Raw genomic sequence first — 20,076 nt, forward strand, 5'->3', positions numbered from 1 at the left:
TTACAATGACACCCCTCTTTTCCAGGGAATAAAATCATCCTGGCCGTTAAGGACAGATTTTGCAGTAATGGCGCCGCTGGCCACCTGTATAACGTAGTCGAGTATACGTTCTCCTGCTTCAGCAATGGTTTCTTCACCGTCTATAATAGTACCGGTATTAATATCAATGATATCATTCATTCGCTGGTACAGCTTTGTATTGCTGGACAGTTTGATCACGGGTGCAATAGGGTTGCCGGTGGGCGTTCCCAGCCCCGTGGTAAACAGTACCACGTTAGCGCCGCTGCCCACTTCCGCAGTAGTGGATTCTACATCGTTACCGGGCGTGCAAAGCAGGTTTAATCCCGGCAGCTGCACTTTTTCGGGGTAATCCAGTACGGCGGCTACAGGAGAAGTGCCTCCCTTTTTGGCTGCCCCCGCCGATTTTATGGCATCGGTAATCAGGCCATCTTTTATATTTCCGGGAGATGGATTCATATCAAACCCGGAGCCTGCTTCTTCTGCACGCTGCTGATAGGTACGCATCAACCGGATAAACCGGGTGGCGTCTTCCACGCTGCGGCACCGGTCGCTCATTTCCTGTTCTACTCCGCAGAGTTCGGGGAATTCAGCAAGAATAACGGAGCCGCCCAGGGCCGTCAGCAGATCGGACGTATAGCCGATAGCGGGGTTGGCAGAGATACCGGAGAAGCCATCCGAGCCGCCGCACTCCAGCCCGATGCATAACTTGCTTAATGGCGCCGGCTGCCGGGTACATTGATTGGCGATCATCAGGCCGGCAAACGTTTGACGGACGGCATCAGCGATCAACTGGCTCTCTGCGCCTGTTTGCTGCTGATCAAGTATATACAGCGGCTTTGAAAAACCGGGGTCGCGCTTACTGATTTCGTACTGCAACATGCTGATCTGCGCATTCTGGCAACCCAGGCTCAGCACCGTAGCACCGGCAACGTTAGCATGGGTGATATATCCTGCCAGCAGGCCGCACAGCGTTTGCGCGTCCTGGCGGATACCACCGCAACCGCCATCATGTGTCAGGAATTTAATGCCGTCCACATTTTCAAATACGCGGCTATGCTGCGCTCCCGGTGCCTCTTCCGTATACACGGTTTCGAGGATCTGTGCAGGGCTGGCGCCGGTTTGCTGCTTTGCGGCAAGTGAACGTGTGAAGGCAGCATACTTACCCGGGCGGGCATATCCCAGTTCCGGCAGCAGCGCTTCTTTCAATACTTCCACATTCCTGTTTTCACAAAACACCAATGGGATCACCAGCCAGTAATTAGCCGTACCTACGCTCCCATCGGCACGGTGATACCCCATGAAAGTCTTTTGCTGCCAGCGGGAAACATCCGGTGGTTGCCAGGTGGTTTTCCGCTGGGCAGCCAGCTCGTAGCTGCTAGCTGCATGATGCACATTTTCCACGGCAATCCTGCTGCCGGCACTGATAGTGCGCTGCGCACGACCTACCAGCACACCGTACATGTAAATCGCATCTCCTTCGTTCATGGACGCCACCGCAAATTTATGCTTGGCAGGAATCTTTTCCTGCATCGTATATACGGCGCCGTTATATTCCACCATTTCTTCCTTTTCCAGATCCTGCAGTGCTACCAGCACATTATCGTGTGGATGCACCTTTAATACTTTCTGCTTCATTTATCTGTCCTTGTTTTTTTTACGATACCGTTATTTCTCCTGCTATTTTTTCAAGATAAACAGCTACCCCCTGTTCCATTAACGCTTTCAGCATCGTAGTTACCAACTGTGCGAAGCCGGGAATGACAGTGAGGTTACAGCCCCATATCGCCTCGTTGCTGAAAGAATTTTTCACCACTTCCTCCGGCGTATGCTGCTGCCACTGCGCCGCATACCAGGCGGCATGCTCATCCGTGATGGTATAGCTACTGCCGCCACGCATAAATAACGCATGCGCAGCAAAACCCAGCGCTATCAACGCAGGCACATGTTCTGTACGCCGGTGATATTGCAACAGCACCGGCAGTACCCGCATTTTCAATTTCGCCGTATACTGACTGCAAATGCTTAACCACCGGTGTTCGATCGCCGGGTTGCGGAAGCGGTCCAGTACAGCGCCGGCAAAACGGATGGCCGCATCATTTCGTATATGGATATCTGTTATAGCAGGTATAATTTCATGCATCATCAGTCCTTCCATATAGGCAGCCATTGCCTCACCATTCATGGCCGCCTTCACCGTATCGTGACCAGCCAGGAAGGCCAGTCCGCAGCTAAGCGTATGTGTCCCATTGAGCAACCGGAGCTTCAGTTCGCGGAATACATTGATGTCGGGCGATAATACCACCCCGGCATCTGCCTCACTAAAGGATAATATCTTCTTCACATGATCACTGCTGGTTTCAATGGCCCATAAGCGGTATACTTCTGTCATGATCAGGAGATCATCTTCATAACCGGTTGCCAGGTAGGCCGCACCAGGTACAATGCAATCCACCAATGAATTACAACAGTAGTTACTGTTAACGAGCCAGTGTACAAATCCTTCTTCCAGCTGGTTAAAGGTGCTCAGCTGCAACAGTATTTCCCGGAGCCTGCTGCCGTTATCCGGTATCAGTTCTGTAGGAATAATCACCATTCCTTTGGTGATATCTCCCTTAAAATGGTGATAACGGCGATACAGGAAGGCCAGCAATTTACCGGGGAAGGATGCCGGCGGCGTTGCATGAATACTTTCTTCCACATACACAATACCTACTTCGGTGGTATTGGATATTACTACCTGCATATGCGGACTGGCAGCGCAGTCCATAATATCGTTCCACTGGGTAGCGGCTGTGAGCACCCTGCTGATACTGGCATTGATAATATTTTCCGATACCGCTTTACCGCCATCAATGCCCCGGATACACTGTGTATAAAGGTTATCCTGTTCATCGAAAGCAGCGGTACTGCCTTTATCTGTTGACTTCACCACCACTACCCTGCCATTAAACAATCCCTGTTTATTGGCTTTATCTATGAAGAAACCGGGCAGTCCTCTCAGCAATACGCCTGTTCCAAATTGCAGCACCTTTTCCGGCAGCGTAAAACATTCTTCCGTCGGAACCTGCAGTCCATGATTTTCGTGCAGCCGTGCCAGTAATTCTTTAGAAAGTTTCATATCCGCATTATTTAGTCGTCATTTCCATTTCGTTGGCAGCTAAAATGTACGCGCCTACGCCTTTAGGATCATTATCAATTACTTTTTCGCTGAGATAATAGGCATAGCTGCCATCCCGGTAGGGATCTCCGCCAAGTCCTGCTACGCTTACCGTACCGCTCAGGGTGATATCTCCTTCCGGATTTTTACGGATAAACTGTTTCAGGATTCCCTTGTATCCTTTCTGTGCTACTCCACGGTAACTAGCCGGCAGGTAGCCTAAACGCATGCCTTTCGCCAACGCATATACGAACATGCAGGAAGCGGAGGCTTCTACGTAGTTTCCTGTGCTGTCGCCTTTATCCAGCACCTGGTACCAGCAACCGGTTTTGGCATCCTGGTATTTTTTCACGGCGGCAGCGGTGCGGTTTAAAATGGCAATGAGACTGTCTTTGCCAGGATCACCGGCCGGATAATATTCCAGCGCATCTACCAGCGCCATGGCATACCAGCCCATTGCGCGGCCCCAGAAGTGCGGCGACTGCCCCGTGGTTTTATTGGCCCAGCGCTGTTCCTTTGATTCATCCCAGGCATGATATAATAAGCCCGTACGGGAATCCCGTGCATGCTGCTCCATGAGTACAAACTGACGGGTAATATCACGGAAGGCGCTGTTTTCACCGGTAAGCACGGCATACTCAGCATAAAAAGGTTCTCCCATGTAAAGCCCGTCCAGCCACATCTGGTAAGGATAGCGCTTCTTATGCCAGAAGCCGCCGTTGTTAGTGCGCGGTTGTCCGCGTAGCTGCTCCCGCAGGTGATCTGCAGCAATCTTATACTTATTGTCCTTAGTGGCTTTATACAACGTTAGCAGTATCCGGCCGTTTTTAACGTTATCAATATTGTAATCCGTGAGCTGGTACGTATGGATGTTACCGTTAGCGTCCACAAAATGATCCATGCTCTTTTGTATGTACCGGAAATATTCCTGGTTGCCTGTTCTTTTCCACAGACCGGTAAATCCTTCGAGGATCACGCCCTGGTCGTACGACCACCTAACCGGCCTGCCGGGCTGCATTTCCAGTGAGTCTTTCCATATACGCATGACCGTAGCCGCCATGCCGGCCGCGCCGGTTTGGGCCTGTGAAAGTGTAGCAGTGAGCAACAGTGCGGCGAATAGTATTGATGTTTTAAAACGCATGGTCTTCTGTTGATTTGGTTTTAGTATCACGGTAACGGCAACTGTCTGTTGTAATGTTTTTTGTATTACGGGTATCCAGCACCGCTTTGCCGGAAGCGGTAAGAAGATACACATTTTTGAAGTGTATGTTTTCAGCTTCCTGGCACTGTATGCCTTCATCGGCTTTGATCACCAGGTTACTGAGGTGGATATTGCTGACCGGCATTTCCGGCAGGCCGCGTATGAACACTGCTCTCTTTGCCCCATTGCCGGTTACGTTATTAATATAAAAATTGCGGAACCGCGGTGTTGCTTCGGTAACTGGCAGCGTTTCCACACGCGGAGCCACTCTCTTTTCCCCTGCCAGCGGCACCGGGTCTTTTGCAGCGTAGTACATATCAAACAGGATGGCCTCCCCGGGGATATCTTTCATGTTTATATTGGCCGCATAAATATCTTCCACGATGCCGCCTCGACCACGGGCAGTTTTGAAACGCAACCCGATGTCGGTGCCCAGGAACGAACAGTCGGATACATAAATATTCCGGGCGCCGCCAGACATTTCGCTGCCTATTACAAACCCGCCATGCGCGTGGTATACGGTAGAGTTTTGTATCACTACATTTTCAGTGGGCTTGCCTCTTTTACGTCCCTGCTCATCACGGCCGGATTTAATACAGATGCCATCATCGCCTACATCAAAGGTGCAGTCGAGGATTTGTGCGCCACTGCATGATTCAAGGTCCACCCCGTCGCCATTTTGTGCATACCAGGGATTTTTGGCATAAATACCACGCAGGGTAATATTCTCACAAAGCAGCGGATGCAGGCACCATGCCGGTGAGTTCTGAAAGGTAACTCCTTCCAGCAATACATTTTTACAGGAGGCAATACTCACCATGTTGGGCCGGAGAAAATCTTTGATGCCGGCGTAGTCTTCAATTTTACTGCCTGGCTTGATTACGCCTGGCAGGCTGGCTTTCGCTCCCAGGTAAGATGACCGGGTAGGATACCAGGTAGCACTGTCTTCCCCCACCAGTCCGCCGGAAGCAACCAGTTTGTCCCATTGCGTGGCAGTGAGCTTTCCCTTCTTCACCATGCGCCAGGCATCGCCGCCGCCATCAAGAATACCACTACCGGTAATGGCTATATTTTCCTGGTTATTTGCTGAAACCGGCGGCTGGCAACGTACCGCCGCAAGCCCTTCATATGTAGTGCTGATAAGCGGATACTGGTCGAAGTCGGTGGTAAACTGTAGCACCGCGTTCTTCGCTAAGTGGAAGTTCACATTATTTTTGAGCACCACCGGCCCGGTGAGCCACAGCCCGGATGGTATTAACACTACCCCGCCCCCTTTATTGCTGCAGGTGCTAATAGCTTCGTTGATAGCGTTACTGTTGAGCGTAATGCCATCTGCTTTAGCACCAAAAGAAGTGATGGTAAAAGTATCTTTCCTGAAATGCGGTTCATAAACTACCGGCAGCTCATAGCGGTATTTCCCTTCAAAAGGCGTTGTTTCCAGGTAAGCGGCCAGCGGCAATTTCTTTTCCCGGATTTCACCAGCAACAAGAGCAGCTATCTTAGCAGCGCCATATGCAGAAAAATGGGTATTATCTGTAATCCCGTCCGGCAGCGTATTGTAATGTCCCGGAGGGGTGGTGCGGAACATTTTCTGAGAGGCTGCTTCACCTTCCTTTACCAGCAAAGCGGCACTGCTTTTTTGCAGATCTACCAGCGGCACCTGCATCGCATTCGCTACGGACCTTACCACTGCGGGATAAGCACCGTGGGTATCTTCCAAAACTCCATGCGTAAACTTGCGGCGCGCTACCGGTGTAATGAGCAGCGGATGTGCGCCTTTAGCACGGGCTTCCTTTACAAAGCGCTCCAGGTTGGTTTTATACGCGCCTTCCGGGGCAGCATAGCGGGTTGAATCACTGATCTTCCCGTCGTTGTGACCAAACTGGATCATCACCCAGTCGCCGGGTTTTAATTGCGCTAATACACTATCCCAGCGACGTTCATCAATAAAGCTTTTAGTGCTTCTGCCGTTGACCGCATAGTTTTTAATGAGGATATCTTTTTCAAAGCATTGCGGAAACAGTTGTCCCCAGCCGCGCTCAGGATTATCTTCCAGTGGCTTGTTGGCCATCGTGGAATCACCGATCATGAATATAGTAGGTTTGGGACCGGCTGGCGCCAGTCCCAATAATGATAATAAAAGTATCTGGAGAATTTTCATTAGTTATATTTATCGTTCTGCTTAAACTCCTCTTTATTAGTTACCGCATCAATCTGGTCCTGCGGGATAGGCCGCACCGTATGAAACGACTGGAAATATGCATTGGCATCCGGGTTATGCAAGGCAATCCGCTCGCCGAGCTTACCGGTACGTTTCAGGTCAAACCAGCGCAGTTGTTCGCCGGCCAGCTCCCGCGCCCTTTCATCGAGGATAAAGTCGAGGCTCATATCTGCGGCTGTTACCACCATATCTGTTTCATGTCCGGGGATGACGGCACGTTTGCGGATCACGTTGACATATTCTGCCGCTTTAGCTGAATTGCTCAATTTGAACTGCGCTTCTGCTGCAATGAGATACATTTCCGCGAGGCGGATAATAAATGCATCCCGTGCGCTTTGCTCTTCGTTCATGGATGCCCGTGTAGGATCATCAAATTTATCCAGGGATACATAACGGGTGCGGTCTTTTCCGCCGCCATTTTCTGTATACACTGCATTCCTGTCGTATATACGGTATTTAGTAGAAGCGGGCAGCACATATTTGCTGCAATAGATAGCCGTATCACCCAGCTTCATACCTGCAGGTGCTGTTTTGAGATTATTGCAATACCACACCTGTTTGAAAGAACCTTCGTAGCGTGCATCCGCAGTTTCGTTGAAAAGGTTTAACAGGAACAGCGTAGGCATGTAACGGTTAAATGGCCGCTGGTTCAGGATATCACGCTGCATACCCGGCAGATCATCGTACTTCATGGCAAACATCATGTGTGCATTATTGGCGCCGCGTGAGTGTCCGTTAGGAAACAGGGTAGCATCGGTGCGATCATCAAACACGAGATTCTTCATATAATTTACCGCCCAGATCACTTCTTTATTCTGCAGGTTATCCATTCGCCAGAGATCAGCGTATTTGGGCAACAGCGTATAGCCGTAACTGCTGATCACTTTTTCTGCCAGGTCGGCGGCCTGTTGGTTCATGCCACGGGTGAGATACATCCTGGCGAGAAAGGCTTCAGCAGCGGGTTTAGTTACACGGCCATAGTCAGACGTGGTAGCAGGAAGGTTATTCACCGCCTCGCCCAGGTCGCGGAAAATCTGTGCATAGAAGGTATCCACCGGTGTACGGTTGGCGGTAGTTACTACGCCAGATGTTTCGGTAAGGGTAAAATGGACAGGCCCCCATGTTTCCACGATATGCCAGTAATAAAAGGCACGGAGGAAATGCAACTCAGCACTGCGCACGGCTCTTCTTTCCGGCGTTAACCCGGCGCCATCTATACGTGTGATCCCTGCATTACACAAATTAATAGCGGCATACAGCTGTTTCCATAAAACACTCATCACGGAATTGCTGGCCTGCAGGTTGTTGTAGTTGGTCATATCAGGATACTTATCGCCGGTGCCGCTTGTCCAGATATCGGTCCCCATTTCGGACATGCTGTATCCTTCTTCTTTTCCATACCACCAACGGTTATAGGTATACGCTGCATTTACCAGCGTTTCAAACCCTTCGGGTGTGGAATATACGGCATCGGTGGTAGTACCGCCGGGATTGTATTCTTCCAGCTGCTTGTTGCAGCCGGCAAGACTTCCGGCGGCAAGGCACAATATGATGAGGTACTTATTTATATTGGGTGTCATTGTTACGTTTTTTAAAATTTAGAACTCAACATTTATTCCTGCCACATACATCTTAGTAAGCGGGTTGCTCAGATCTCCTCCCCTTTCCGGGTCATAGTCTTTTACCTTGCTGAAGGTGAAGAGGTTTTTACCGGTAACGTATAAACGAAGACTGCTCAGGCGCAGCGCTTTTAAAGCATCGGCGGAGAAAGTATAACCGAGTGAAAGGTTACGGATTTTCACGAACGAACCATCTTTATATCCCAGTGTTTTGATAAAAGGCGTACCGTCTTTGGAAAGACTGGCATTGGGCCGGGGGTAATCGTTGGATGGATTTTCCGGTGTCCAGTAATTTACAGGCGCACTGTTTTCCAATCCCTGCGGATCATATTTTGCTGCGTATTCGGAGTTGATCCACTGGCCAATGCGGGCGAAAACATAAATATTGAGATCAAAGTTCTTGTAACGGAGATCGTTATTGAAACCACCGCTCCATTTAGGCACCTGCGCACCAAGTATCACGCGGTCGGATGTATTGATCGTTCCTTTTCCATCCTGGTCCTTCACTTTGATATCGCCTGGTTTGTAACCAAATTTCGTAGCTTCCGCAGCTTCTGATGTTTGCCAGATACCGATTTTCTCATAGTCGTAATATACTTTTACCGGCGAGCCGATAAACCAGCCATTGGCTACATCGTTGGTGCTGCCATCTGCCAGCGCTACAATTTCTTCTTTATTGCGGGAGTATACAATGTTGGAGGTCCACCGGAAATCGCTTGTTGAAATGTTGGTAGTGTTGATTCCCACTTCAATACCCCTGTTGCGGGTTTTACCAATATTTTGCACCACGGTGCTCACACCGGAAGAAGTAGGCAGGGTGCGTTGCAGCAGCAGGTCTTTTGTTTGCGTGTCATAATAATCAATGCTACCGGTGATCCTGTTGTTGATGATACCGAAATCGAGTGCTATATTTTTGGTTGCAGACAGTTCCCATTTAAGTCCCTTGTTACCAGCCTGGTCGCCAATGGTGTAAGCCATGGCTGCATTTGTATCATCCCATGAAAAGGGTATTTTACTAAGATAGCTCATGGTGGAATAAGGATCTACCGCATCGTTACCGGCAATACCATAGCTCACCCGCAGTTTCAGATCACTGAAAAAGGTTTGCGACTTCATGAACGTTTCATCGCTGATGCGCCATGCAGCTGCTGCTGAGGGAAAGAAAGCCCATTTGTTGCCCGGCGAAAGCTTCGATGATCCATCCGAACGGCCGGTGAGCGACAACAGGTATTTTCCTTTGTACGCATAATTCAGGCGGCCGGTAAAGGAAATGAGTTTGCTGGATTGGTACATACTGCGTGCAGCGATGCCGCTTACGTTATTTTGCATGGCATAGTACAACTGCGACGGAAGCAACTGTCCTTCGCCCTGCATAAGCGAGGAATCGCGCTGGTCCGACAATACGCTGGCTACGCCCGTGATGCCAAAGGAGTGATCGCCGATTGTTTTATTATAGGTCGCCACGTTTTCCCAGCTGAGGTACCTCCGGGTGCTGCCGTTCGACTGCGACCGCGAAGTGGAAGCGGTAGACCGGTCGATAGAGCTTTTGGAAGCAAACACGCCCTGTTTTGCATTTTCCAGTGTTACGCCAAAGTTGGAGCGGAACATGAAACCACTGAAGGGTGTCAGTTCCAGGTAAGCGTTGATAAATGTACGGGTAGTGCGGGTGTTATTCTGGTAAGCATTCGGCTGCTCATCCGCCAGCGGATTAATGGCTGAGCCGCTGTTGGGGAATAACACCAGGTTGCCGGCAGAATCGTACGGTATGGCCAGTGGAATATACTTATTCGCCTGGTTGAGCGGGTCGCGGCGGGCGCTTTGTTCGTAATACGTAATCTGGCTTTGCGCGCCTATTTTAATGGCATCATTGATCGTTTGATCAATGTTGAGACGGGTGGAATAACGTTTGAGGTCATCCAGTTTCAATAATCCCTTTTCATTAAAATAATCAAAGGAGAAATACACTTTTGTTTTTTCTGATCCCCCGGAGATGCCTGCCTGGTAGTCCTGCTGTAAGCCGTTATGTAACAGCAGGTCTGCATAGTTGGCCCACAGGTTATGTTGTATTTCATTCAGTTCAAAAGCGTTAAATATTTTTGGATCATCGGCCTCGGTGGCCCATCTGCCGGTGGTACGGTTAGCTTCCCTTTTCAGGGCTGTATATTCGGGTCCGTTGCTCATACGTGGATAGCCATTTACTTCAGACGATCCAACATAAGAACTGATATTTACACGGGGTTTACCGCTGGTACCGCGTTTGGTGGTAACCATAATTACGCCGTTGGCGCCGCGGGAACCGTAGATAGCAGTGGAAGACGCATCTTTCAGTACTTCCATCGACTGGATATCATTCGGGTTGATGTCCTGTATATTTTCATACTGTACACCGTCTACAATGTATAAGGGACCGTTGCTGGCTTTGATGGAGCGGTTACCTCTCACCGTTACATTCACTTTTGCACCTGCTGCGCCGCTGCTGCGGGTGATATCCACACCGGGCAGTTTTCCCTGTACAGATTCCATCACGTTGGTAGAGGGTACTTTTTTCAGTTCTTCTCCTTTTACGGAAACCACCGATCCGGTGAGATCCCGCTTTTTTACCATGCCGTAACCTACTACCACAATTTCATCCAGCTTCTTGTTGTTGGGTTCCATTTTGATTGTCATGTTGACATTATCTGCGGTGAGTGTCATCGCTGTATAGCCTATATAGCTGAATAACAGCTCTGTTTTTTTCCCTTCCGGTACCTGGAGACTAAAATTCCCATGTGTATCTGTTTGGGTACCAGAGGTAGTGCCCTTTACCTGAACACTTACCAGCGGCAGAGGATCGCCGGTAGTGGCGTCTGTCACCTTCCCTTTCACGGTACGGGTCTGTGCAATCGCCCAACTGCTGAAACCCAACAGCAGTAAGCAAATGAAGTAAATTCTTTTCATAACGTTTGGCGTGAGTTAAATGGCAAATAAAAGTTGTGCTATAGTAAGCGTTGATTAACGTGGTGATTAATTGGTCGAAACAGGAGCTCTTTCTTCCGTATTGTACTGTTACAAGTCTACAGAACAATTTGTTAATGATGAAGTTTATTTACGCAATCGTTCCCGGAAAAATCAGTACTTTCACCATCACAAGAATACCGGAAAACATAGTCCGGAAGCCGTTATGAAGTATAGAGCAGCAACCATAAAAGATATTGCGCAGGCGCTTCGCCTGTCCACTTCCACTGTGTCGCGCGCGTTGCGTGACAGCCATGAAATCAGTGCCGCCACCAAGCAGCTGGTGTTGGAACATGCAGCAAGGCTGAACTATCATCCCAACCCGATTGCACTGAGTTTGAAAGAAAAGAAAAGCAGGTCAATCGGCGTGATTGTATCAGAAATTGCCAACAGTTTTTTTTCACAAACAATTAATGGCATCGAATCCGTAGCTAACGAGAAGGGCTATACGGTAATTATTTCGCAGAGTCATGAATCATTTGAGAAAGAAGTGAGAACGCTGCAGTACCTGGCGTCCCGCTCGATCGACGGGTTGCTGATTTCGGTGTCCAGTGCCACGAAAGACCTCACCCATCTCAAGGCGTTGCACCAGTTTGGATTCCCGATTGTATTCTTCGACAGGATCATAGAAGACATCGCCACGCACAAGGTGATGGTGGATAATTTCCAGGGCGCCTACAACGCTACGATGCACCTGCTTCAACAGGGATACCGGCATATTGCCTGTATTACCAACTCAGCGCATCTCTCCATTACGCGGGAGCGCGTGGCAGGATATATGGCAGCACTGGAGAAGCATGGCATTCAGCCTCAACCAGCGCTGATCAAATATTGTTTTCACGGTGGCATGCTGCTTCCTGAAGTAACGGATGCAGTTAACCAGCTGATTAAATTAAAACATAAACCCGATGCTATTTTTGCCACGTCTGATAAGCTCACTACGGGTTGCATGCGTGCCCTGAAAAAAGCGAAGGTGGCTATTCCCAAAGAAATGGCACTGACAGGATTCTCCAATTCAGACCTGATAGAACTGCTGCATGCGCCTATTACGGTTGTACGGCAACCTGCTTTTGAAATGGGGCAGGTAGCGACCGAATTATTGCTGCAACTGATAGAAAGCAAGCGACCCGTTAAAGAATTTGAAACCAGGGTGCTGCACTCCGAGTTGCTGATACCATCAAAGTAACGGGGTTTATTCCACCCGCCACCAATCTATATCTGCCCAGCCGGCATCGTTTGTTTTTACGTCCCGGCTGCAGCACAATCCCATCTTGGCGCCTATCCATCTGCCGGTAGTGGCGGTAAATGGTTCACCCGTGGTACGGAAAGTTTTCCCATCTGTGCTGTAACTGAATTGGCATATACTTCCTGCCCCCACTTCTATCCTGAAAAATATATCCGTCGACGTTATCTCCGTTATAGCGGTGGCTGTTTCACGGGAGCCCTTGTCAGCCTGTGTACAGGTGAAGTACGACAGATAAATACCATTCGCTTTTTTCACCAGCGACAACCCCGCATAGTTTGCTCCCATCACCAGGAAGCTGACACGATCCCCATTTTGCCGTGGTTTAAAGCTAAGCTTTGTGGTAGCCCGGAATACCGGCGCCGGGAATTTCTGCAGGAGTACATGGGGTACTTCCCATAAATTACGGGCGCTATCGGGTATCTGTGCGGCAAACAGGCGCAGGCTGCCTTTTGCCACAGACGGAAACGCCCAGCCGGCGGCCGGGTTGGCCTGCCATTGCCATTGCAACCCTAAAGTGCTGGCATTAAACTCATCTGATTCCTGCGGCGTGGCAACCGGGTAACCCGCACCGGTAACCGGTTTGCGGAAGGTCAGCACCGGTTCTCCTTTCCCATCGTTGTCGTTATCTGTTCCTATCACCGGCCAGTTGTTCACCCATTTCATTGGCTGCAGGTGTACTACCCTGCCGTAAGCTTCCAGGTCCTGGAAGTGCAGGAACCAGTCCTCTCCTTTGGGTGTTTGCACCCATGCGCCCTGGTGCGGCCCGTTGACAGGCGTACGCCCCTGGTCCATTACGATTTTACTTTCGTAAGGGCCGTACACATTTTTTGAGCGCATTACCAGCTGCCAGCCGGTGGCGACTCCACCTGCGGGCGCGAAAATATAATAGTAGCCGTGGCGTTTATAAAACTTCGGTCCTTCGAGCGTGGGGTGTTCATCGTGCCCGTCAAATACCAGCACGCCTTCATCCGTGGCTTTTGTACCGGTGGCATCCAGCTTTTTCACCACGATAATACTTTTAATACCGGCGCGGCTGCCGGCGTATGCGTGCACCATATATACGTCACCGTTATCGTCCCAAAGCGGGCATGGGTCAATCAATCCTTTGCCACCTACCACCAGTTGAGGCGTACTCCACGGGCCGGTGATCTGTTTTGATTTCACCACGTAGATCCCGAAGTCGGGGTCCGGGTAGTAAATGTAGAATTCGTTGTTGTGATAGCGTATGGCTGGCGCCCAAACACCATTGCCGTGTTGTGGCGCGGAAAAATGATCGTAAGGAGGCTGGCGCAGCAATGCATGCCCGATAATGCGCCAGTTCACCAGGTCGCGGGAATGCAGGACAGGCAGACCGGGAATCGCATCAAAGCTGGAGGCAACGAGGTAATAGTCTTCTCCCACGCGGATGGCATCAGGGTCAGAGTAATCCGCATACAGCACCGGGTTTTTATAAGTGCCGTCTCCTTTATCAGATACCCATACTTTAGAAATATCCGCGGTCGATTGTGCGATAGCGGTGGTAGCAGTTAGCAGGCATAACACACCGGTGATTATCTGCATAAAGAACTTTAATGGTTTCATAACGTGCTGAAAATGTGCCGGTCAAATTAGTAAATGACCTGCAAAAGCAGGACGTTATTTACGCAATCGTTCCCGTTAAACTGAAAATAACTGATATTTGTAAGAATCAGTTAGCCAGAGAACCATGCAAGAAATTATTATCCGTAAAGCCACTACCGCAGATTTGCCTGTTTTGCTGGTGTTTGAGCAAGGTATTATTAGTGCAGAACGCCCTTTTGATCCCACCTTAAAAGAGGGCATTATACATTATTACGATATAGCGGCCATGATCACCGCTTCGCATATTGAGCTGCTGGTGGCGGAAGCAGCCGGCCAGCTGATTGGCTCCGGCTATGCCCGTATAGAGGATGCAAAACCCTATGTCAGGTTTGCGCAATATGCTTACCTGGGATTTATGTACGTGGCGCCATCCTGGCGGGGTAAAGGGGTGAATAAGCTGATCATCGGGGGGCTGAAAGCATGGGCACAATCGCGAGGCATAGTGGAAATGCGCCTGGAGGTATACCATGAAAATACGCCCGCAATTAAAGCTTATGAGAAAACCGGCTTCAGCAAGCACATGCTGGAAATGCGGCTCCCCATATGAGTTTCCGGGATTTCGTAAAAAAATGGCACAATTTTCGACAGGTGGCGGGTTAAAGAACTTAAAACCATGAAACAGATACTCGTAGCCTTAGCTGCAGCAGTCGTTTTCTTTTCCTGCAAAAGTAACGCTGATAATGCCGCCGCTATTGAAAGTGCAAAGAAAGCCACCATCGATTCGATGAATAATGTGAGTGCCATCAAACAGCAGGTAGTGGATTCCATGAATGCGTTGAAAAGCAACCGTTCACACGGCCGCGAAAATGTAGCCGGTACCCAATATAACAATGAAACCGCTCCGGTGGTAGCCAATACAGAAGCGCCCGCGCCGGCCCCCGCAAAGAAAAAGGGCTGGAAATCGTGGAGCCACACCGCTAAGGGTGCTGTAGTAGGCGCCGGCGCAGGTGCAGTAACCGGTGCTATCGTGAATAAAGACCGCGTGAAAGGCGCTGCCATCGGTACCCTGATCGGGGCTGGTGTAGGTGCTGGTACAGGTGCAATTGTAGATCACAAGAAGAAACAAACCGCACAACAGTAACAGGTAATAATAATGAAGAAACGGCGTATCCTCACGGGTACGCCGTTTTTTTATGATATCAATCAGCAGATAACGGTAACGCTACTACGCTATTGGTGTAACCGGCTATCGCGGTGCTGAAATCCCCATTCGTTCAACTGATCCCATACAGGAATAAGCCGCGCAGCGATTTCAGTAAGCTGGTATTCCACTCTCGGCGGTACTTCCGCATATACGGTCCTGGTAACAAGCCCGTCCGCTTCCAGCTCCTGCAGGTGCAGGGTTAGCATGCGATCGGTGATATTGGGAATGTGTTCTTTCAACTCACCGAAGCGCAGCGTTCTGTTCACCAGCTTGTACAGGATATATAACTTCCACCTCCCCGCCAGGATATCAATGGCATAGGCCACCCCGCACACACCTGAAATCTGTTCGCGGTTCAAATGATTGGTAGACGTTTCCTTGCGCTTTGCCATTACTTACATTTTTGTGTGTTGCATACAATAGGCTTCAAAAATACAAATGTAACGTTCGTGGAATAATTTTGTCCGCAGTTATTTAAAAAACAACTTTTATGAAGATATTAATAGTTTATGCGCACCCGGAACCCAAAAGTATGAACGGCGCTATGTTCAACACTGCAGTGACCACACTGCTGGACGCAGGCCATGAAGTGCAAACCTCTGACCTCTATGCTATGCGGTTTAACCCAATTTCCGATCGTAAAAATTTCACCACGGTATACAACGATGCTTTTTTTAAACAACAACTGGAAGAACAGCACGCCTCGCGCGTACATGGCTTTGCAGCAGATATTGCAGCCGAACAGGAAAAAATAGCCTGGTGCGATCTAATGATCTGGCAGTTTCCTTTGTGGTGGTTCAGCATACCTGCCATCCTCAAAGGTTGGGTAGACCGCGTATTTGCAATGGGCACCTCCTACGGGAACAGCCACATTTATGAAACCGGCATTTACACCGGGAAAAAAGCAATGCTTTCGCTCACCATCGGCGGACCGGAAGATGCGTATATTAGCGGCGGCCTTCACGGCGACCTGGAAAACATGCTGAAACCCATTCACCGGGGCATCTTCCAATTCACGGGCTTTTCCGTGCTGGAGCCATTTGTTATACATGGCCCCGCCAGAATATCACCGGAAGAACGCGCACTGGCACTGGAAGAGTGGACCGCCAGGTTAAAACAGATTGCACAAGAAACCACTATTGAAGTAACCAATTATTAATAATGAGGATACTTATCATAGGCACTACCGGCGCCATCGGCAGTAAAGTAAAAGAGGCGTTGTCAGCCAAACATGAGGTGATCAGCGCAGGCCGCAGCAGCGGCGATATCCAGGTAGATCTTACCGATGCAGCTTCCATTGAAAACATGTACAGATCCACACCCGGTATAGATGCGGTGATTGTTACGGCCGGCTCCTCCGGCATGGAGAGCTTTCAAACCCTTTCCGAAAAAAGTTTGCTACCGGGCATCCAATCCAAATTACTCGGACAAGTAAATGTAGTACTGATTGGCCAGCATTACCTGAATGAAGGCGGCTCTTTCACGCTCACCTCCGGCATACTCGCTGACGAACCCGCCCGGGATGCCGCTGCAGCTCGCTGGTGAGTGGCGCCGTGAATAGTTTTACGATAGCGGCGGCCACCGAGCTGAAAAGAAATTTGCGGGTCAATGCCGTGAGCCCCGGATTGGCAGCCGACTCCGCGGATGCAATTGCACATTTGTTTCCCGGCTTTAACCCGGTGCCCATGCAGAAGCTGGTTAACGCTTACCTCAAAAGTGTGGAAGGAGTAGTAACCGGGCAAATTATCCGGGTACATGAATAAGCGCTATGCGGATATCGCCGATTTTACTTTTTCACGGTGACAAAGCCCCCACGCTACCAGGTTTTCTGCTACGGGGAGAATAGTTTGCCCGTATGATGTAATGGCATACGCCACGGTTACCGGTTTGGTGGCCAGCACCGTACGGGTCACCAGGAAATTGATCTCCAGTAGCTTTAGCTCCTTCGATAACATTCGCGCAGAGATGCCATTGATTTCCCGCAGCATTTTTTTAAAGTGATTGCTTTGCGCTGTGCGGTTGGCCAGGTACCGCAGTAACTGCAGTTTCCATTTGCCGCTGAACAGTTCAATGCTGTCGCGCATGGCCGTGAGTTCTTCCTCACAGGTGGCTTCCCGTATCTGCCCTTTGATGTTGATCGTTGCCATATAGGTTCTCCTCATGTAACCGGTTACCTCCGGTATACCTATAGCAAAGGTAACCCAACATAGTAATAATTTTGGGGGATGAAACATCAAATGCAGGCAATCATATTAAACGATTTCGGCGGTGTGGAGAATTTCTCCATGACTACCATTCCGGTACCTCAGCCTGGCGATGATGCAGTGCTGGTGCAAATTGCAGCTACAGCCTTTAACCCGATTGATTACCAGATCAGGCAAGGCGCTACAGAACGCAAACGCATGCACTCCCCGGTGCTGGGCCGCGAATTTTCAGGTGTGGTAGTAAAAACAGGCAAAGATGTTACCCAATTCAGCCCTGGCGACGCCGTGATAGCGGCATCCGGCAGTATGGGCTCCAATGGCACTTACGCGGAATATATCAGCGTGCCGCAGCACATACTGGCGCATAAACCGGCGGATATTCCCTTTGCTACCGCCGCTGCTATTCCAACGGGCTCCCTTACGGCATTGCAATGCATAAACAGGCTCGGACTTCCTCCGCAGGCATCTGTTTTGATCACCGGCGCAGCCGGGGGCGTAGGACTGGTATTGGTAAAACTGCTGCTGCACGCAGGTTTTAGGCGACTGCTGGCCACCGCGGGCAGCGAAGAAAGTATGCAACAGCTGATCAACGCCGGGCTACCCATCTCCCAAATTATCAATTACCGGCAAAGCGGGTTATTGCAGGCAATACTGCATCAGCAGGAAGGAAAACTGTTTGACGCATGTATTGATCTCGTAGGCGGGCAGATGTCTGAAACAGGGGCAGCACTGCTTGCTACCAACGGCATTTACCAGGATGTAACAGCGCTTACCACGGCAGCAGCCAGGGAAACCTTGTTCAACAAAGGCGCAGTAATCATGAATATTTCCAACTATGCATATTCGCTTACCGGGAATTTTAAATATTATGGAGATGGCCTCCGGCAGATAACCACGTTATTGGAAACCGGCGCCCTGTTACCTTCCCCCATATGGATCACTGGCGGATTTAGTGTGGATACCGTACAGCAGTCGCACCAACTGCTGGAACTCAACCAGAGCAAGGGCCGCAAGCTGGTGATGACTGTATTTTCTAATGATAACTTAATGACGGAAGGGATATAACGGCATCATGTTTGAGGCAAGGCGCGCATGTGGAATCAACTTATTGAAAATGCGGACCACCTGCCTAATTTCCTATGGAACCTTATACTGGCGGGGATTGCAGTCATCACAGGATGGCTGATCAAATATCTGTTATCGATTTTTTTACGTCAATCTGTACGGACACAGCAGGACTTCTCTTTAATACATACTATCCTTTTCCGCCTTGGAAAAGCATTTAACTATTTCCTGCCGTTGCTGCTGCTCAACATGGCAATCCCGTTGATGCGGGTACACCAGCAATATGTACCAACGCTGAGTAAAATAGCAGAAATAGCGCTGACGCTTTCTTTTGCAGCCCTGGTGATCGGCGCCATCAAAGTGCTGGAGGATTATGTGTACCATACCTACGACCTGAAGAAAGTGAACAACCTGAAAGAACGTAAAATACGCACCCAGTTGCAGTTTATCCGTAAGGTGTCTATTGCGCTGATACTGATATTGACGGCCTGTATTATTTTACTAAGCTTCGACAGCATGCGTAAACTCGGCGCAGGACTCCTTACCGGTGTGGGTGTGGGCGGTATCATCATTGGTTTTGCCGCACAGAAATCACTGGGCAACCTGCTGGCCGGCTTTCAGCTGGCATTTACACAGCCTATCCGGATAGATGATGTGCTGGTGGTGGAAGGCGAATGGGGACGTGTGGAAGAAATTACCCTCACCTACGTGGTACTGAATATCTGGGATCAGCGTAAACTGATTTTACCGATTAATTATTTTATAGAGAAGCCTTTCCAGAACTGGACCCGCACCGGTTCAGAAATATTGGGCACCGCGTTCTTTTACCTCGACTATACCGTGCCGGTGGACCAGGTGAGGGCCGAGTTTGAAAGACTGCTGGATACATCCCCGCTGTGGGACAAACGCGCAAAGGCGCTGCAGGTAACCAATACCAGTGAACGCACCATTGAAGTAAGGGCGCTGATGAGTGCTGCCAGTTCAGGCGAAGCCTTTGACCTGCGGTGTTATATCCGCGAAAATCTCGTTAAGTATATCAGGGAACGTCACCCTGACAGCCTCCCTAAAACCAGGGCCTATATTGAAAATAAGGACGACCGGCCTTTGTCAGTATAGCGATTTTTCCAACACGATCATGTGCTTGCATTGAATACCATTTTCATAGATCGGTTCCGGGTAATGCGTGGTGAAATAGTATTTCTTAATGGCTGTTATTTCAAATCCCTGGCGCTGGTATAAGTACAATTGAGCAATGCTGGAGTTGCCTGTGCCAATACAAAGCTTTTTAGAACCCCCTGCCCTGGCGCGTTGTGCGGCATCCTGCAGCAGGATTTTTCCCAGCCCCTTTCCCTGGTAGGCGGGGTTTACGGCAATGTTCTTAATTTCCAGTTCGTCGTTATCTTTCAACAATACATAGGCGCCAATCACCTGTTTCTTTGTTTCCAGCACATATACGTCGCTGAAAGGGAGGTAACTGTTGATCATCGTTACAGATGGATCGGCCAGCAATAACAGGTCATAGGGCATCTTCTCGTTTGTGGCTAATTTCCGGATAGTTGTTTCTTCCTGCAGGGAGGTCATCGA

Annotated in this window: 18 protein-coding genes; 8 read left to right on the top strand and 10 right to left on the bottom strand. The window is 49.6% G+C overall.

Annotated elements, in window-relative coordinates; translation table 11 throughout:
* From QFZ51_RS24035 to QFZ51_RS24060, 6 genes are read right to left on the bottom strand one after another with little or no spacing between them, the layout of a single operon-like run.
* Entirely contained in the window at positions 1 to 1,656 is a 1,656-nt protein-coding gene (locus tag QFZ51_RS24035; RefSeq protein WP_429049767.1) for a UxaA family hydrolase, read from the bottom strand.
* A gap of 19 nt (positions 1,657 to 1,675) precedes the next feature.
* Positions 1,676 to 3,139 carry a tagaturonate reductase gene (locus QFZ51_RS24040; RefSeq protein ID WP_429049770.1) on the bottom strand — a complete coding sequence of 488 codons (1,464 nt, stop codon included), beginning with the start codon at positions 3,137 to 3,139 and terminating at the stop codon, positions 1,676 to 1,678.
* A gap of 7 nt (positions 3,140 to 3,146) precedes the next feature.
* A complete protein-coding gene (locus QFZ51_RS24045; RefSeq protein ID WP_429049772.1) occupies positions 3,147 to 4,319 on the bottom strand; it encodes a glycoside hydrolase family 88/105 protein in 1,173 nt (390 codons plus the stop codon).
* Positions 4,309 to 6,540 carry a glycosyl hydrolase family 28 protein gene (locus QFZ51_RS24050; RefSeq protein ID WP_429049775.1) on the bottom strand — a complete coding sequence of 744 codons (2,232 nt, stop codon included), beginning with the start codon at positions 6,538 to 6,540 and terminating at the stop codon, positions 4,309 to 4,311. Before QFZ51_RS24050 ends, QFZ51_RS24045 begins: the two co-directional genes overlap by 11 nt.
* Positions 6,540 to 8,180 (bottom strand): RagB/SusD family nutrient uptake outer membrane protein, encoded by a 1,641-nt coding sequence (locus QFZ51_RS24055; RefSeq protein WP_429049778.1) that lies wholly within the window; start codon positions 8,178 to 8,180, stop codon positions 6,540 to 6,542. Before QFZ51_RS24055 ends, QFZ51_RS24050 begins: the two co-directional genes overlap by 1 nt.
* Before the next feature lie 18 nt (positions 8,181 to 8,198).
* Entirely contained in the window at positions 8,199 to 11,156 is a 2,958-nt protein-coding gene (locus QFZ51_RS24060) for a SusC/RagA family TonB-linked outer membrane protein (RefSeq protein WP_429049780.1), read from the bottom strand.
* A 223-nt stretch (positions 11,157 to 11,379) separates the two neighbouring features.
* Between QFZ51_RS24060 and QFZ51_RS24065 the strand changes: the two genes are divergently transcribed.
* A complete protein-coding gene (locus QFZ51_RS24065; protein WP_429049783.1) occupies positions 11,380 to 12,399 on the top strand; it encodes a LacI family DNA-binding transcriptional regulator in 1,020 nt (339 codons plus the stop codon).
* Positions 12,400 to 12,405: 6 nt separating this feature from the next.
* Here QFZ51_RS24065 and QFZ51_RS24070 read toward each other — a convergent pair whose 3' ends face one another.
* Positions 12,406 to 14,019 carry a glycoside hydrolase family 43 protein gene (locus QFZ51_RS24070; RefSeq protein ID WP_429049786.1) on the bottom strand — a complete coding sequence of 538 codons (1,614 nt, stop codon included), beginning with the start codon at positions 14,017 to 14,019 and terminating at the stop codon, positions 12,406 to 12,408.
* 145 nt (positions 14,020 to 14,164) lie between these two features.
* Between QFZ51_RS24070 and QFZ51_RS24075 the strand changes: the two genes are divergently transcribed.
* Together QFZ51_RS24075 and QFZ51_RS24080 are read left to right on the top strand one after the other, a co-directional pair.
* Entirely contained in the window at positions 14,165 to 14,626 is a 462-nt protein-coding gene (locus QFZ51_RS24075) for a GNAT family N-acetyltransferase (protein WP_429049789.1), read from the top strand.
* A gap of 66 nt (positions 14,627 to 14,692) precedes the next feature.
* Complete coding sequence (locus QFZ51_RS24080; protein ID WP_370907532.1) at positions 14,693 to 15,160, top strand: hypothetical protein; 468 nt, start codon at positions 14,693 to 14,695, stop codon at positions 15,158 to 15,160.
* A gap of 89 nt (positions 15,161 to 15,249) precedes the next feature.
* On the opposite strand, the gene QFZ51_RS24085 is transcribed toward QFZ51_RS24080, so the two are convergent.
* The gene (locus QFZ51_RS24085) at positions 15,250 to 15,615 is read right to left on the bottom strand and encodes a winged helix-turn-helix transcriptional regulator (RefSeq protein WP_370907533.1); all 366 of its coding nucleotides are present in this window, start codon (positions 15,613 to 15,615) and stop codon (positions 15,250 to 15,252) included.
* Positions 15,616 to 15,713: 98 nt separating this feature from the next.
* Here QFZ51_RS24085 and QFZ51_RS24090 point away from each other — a divergent pair, with 98 nt between their 5' ends.
* From QFZ51_RS24090 to QFZ51_RS24100, 3 genes are read left to right on the top strand one after another with little or no spacing between them, the layout of a single operon-like run.
* Positions 15,714 to 16,382, top strand: a complete 669-nt coding sequence (locus QFZ51_RS24090) for an NAD(P)H-dependent oxidoreductase (RefSeq protein WP_429049794.1) — start codon at positions 15,714 to 15,716, stop codon at positions 16,380 to 16,382.
* Between the two features lie 2 nt (positions 16,383 to 16,384).
* Positions 16,385 to 16,768, top strand: coding sequence for an NAD-dependent epimerase/dehydratase family protein (locus QFZ51_RS24095; RefSeq protein ID WP_429049796.1), 384 nt, complete (start codon positions 16,385 to 16,387; stop codon positions 16,766 to 16,768).
* Between the two features lie 8 nt (positions 16,769 to 16,776).
* On the top strand, positions 16,777 to 16,986 hold the full coding sequence (locus QFZ51_RS24100) for a hypothetical protein (RefSeq protein ID WP_429049799.1): 210 nt from the start codon (positions 16,777 to 16,779) through the stop codon (positions 16,984 to 16,986).
* A gap of 3 nt (positions 16,987 to 16,989) precedes the next feature.
* Here the strand turns inward: QFZ51_RS24100 and QFZ51_RS24105 are convergent, their stop codons facing one another.
* Complete coding sequence (locus tag QFZ51_RS24105; protein WP_429049802.1) at positions 16,990 to 17,385, bottom strand: winged helix-turn-helix transcriptional regulator; 396 nt, start codon at positions 17,383 to 17,385, stop codon at positions 16,990 to 16,992.
* 63 nt (positions 17,386 to 17,448) lie between these two features.
* Here QFZ51_RS24105 and QFZ51_RS24110 point away from each other — a divergent pair, with 63 nt between their 5' ends.
* Together QFZ51_RS24110 and QFZ51_RS24115 are read left to right on the top strand one after the other, a co-directional pair.
* Positions 17,449 to 18,492: a quinone oxidoreductase family protein gene (locus QFZ51_RS24110; RefSeq protein ID WP_429049805.1), complete on the top strand. Its 1,044-nt coding sequence runs from the start codon at positions 17,449 to 17,451 to the stop codon at positions 18,490 to 18,492.
* 27 nt (positions 18,493 to 18,519) lie between these two features.
* Positions 18,520 to 19,608: a mechanosensitive ion channel family protein gene (locus QFZ51_RS24115; RefSeq protein ID WP_429049808.1), complete on the top strand. Its 1,089-nt coding sequence runs from the start codon at positions 18,520 to 18,522 to the stop codon at positions 19,606 to 19,608.
* Here QFZ51_RS24115 and QFZ51_RS24120 read toward each other — a convergent pair.
* Positions 19,600 to 20,073 carry a GNAT family N-acetyltransferase gene (locus QFZ51_RS24120; RefSeq protein WP_429049811.1) on the bottom strand — a complete coding sequence of 158 codons (474 nt, stop codon included), beginning with the start codon at positions 20,071 to 20,073 and terminating at the stop codon, positions 19,600 to 19,602. The two genes, QFZ51_RS24115 and QFZ51_RS24120, sit on opposite strands and share 9 nt — an antisense overlap.
* Between the last annotated feature and the right edge of the window lie 3 nt (positions 20,074 to 20,076).

The sequence above is a fragment of the Chitinophaga sp. W3I9 genome (genome assembly GCF_050434025.1).
Taxonomy (GTDB): domain Bacteria; phylum Bacteroidota; class Bacteroidia; order Chitinophagales; family Chitinophagaceae; genus Chitinophaga.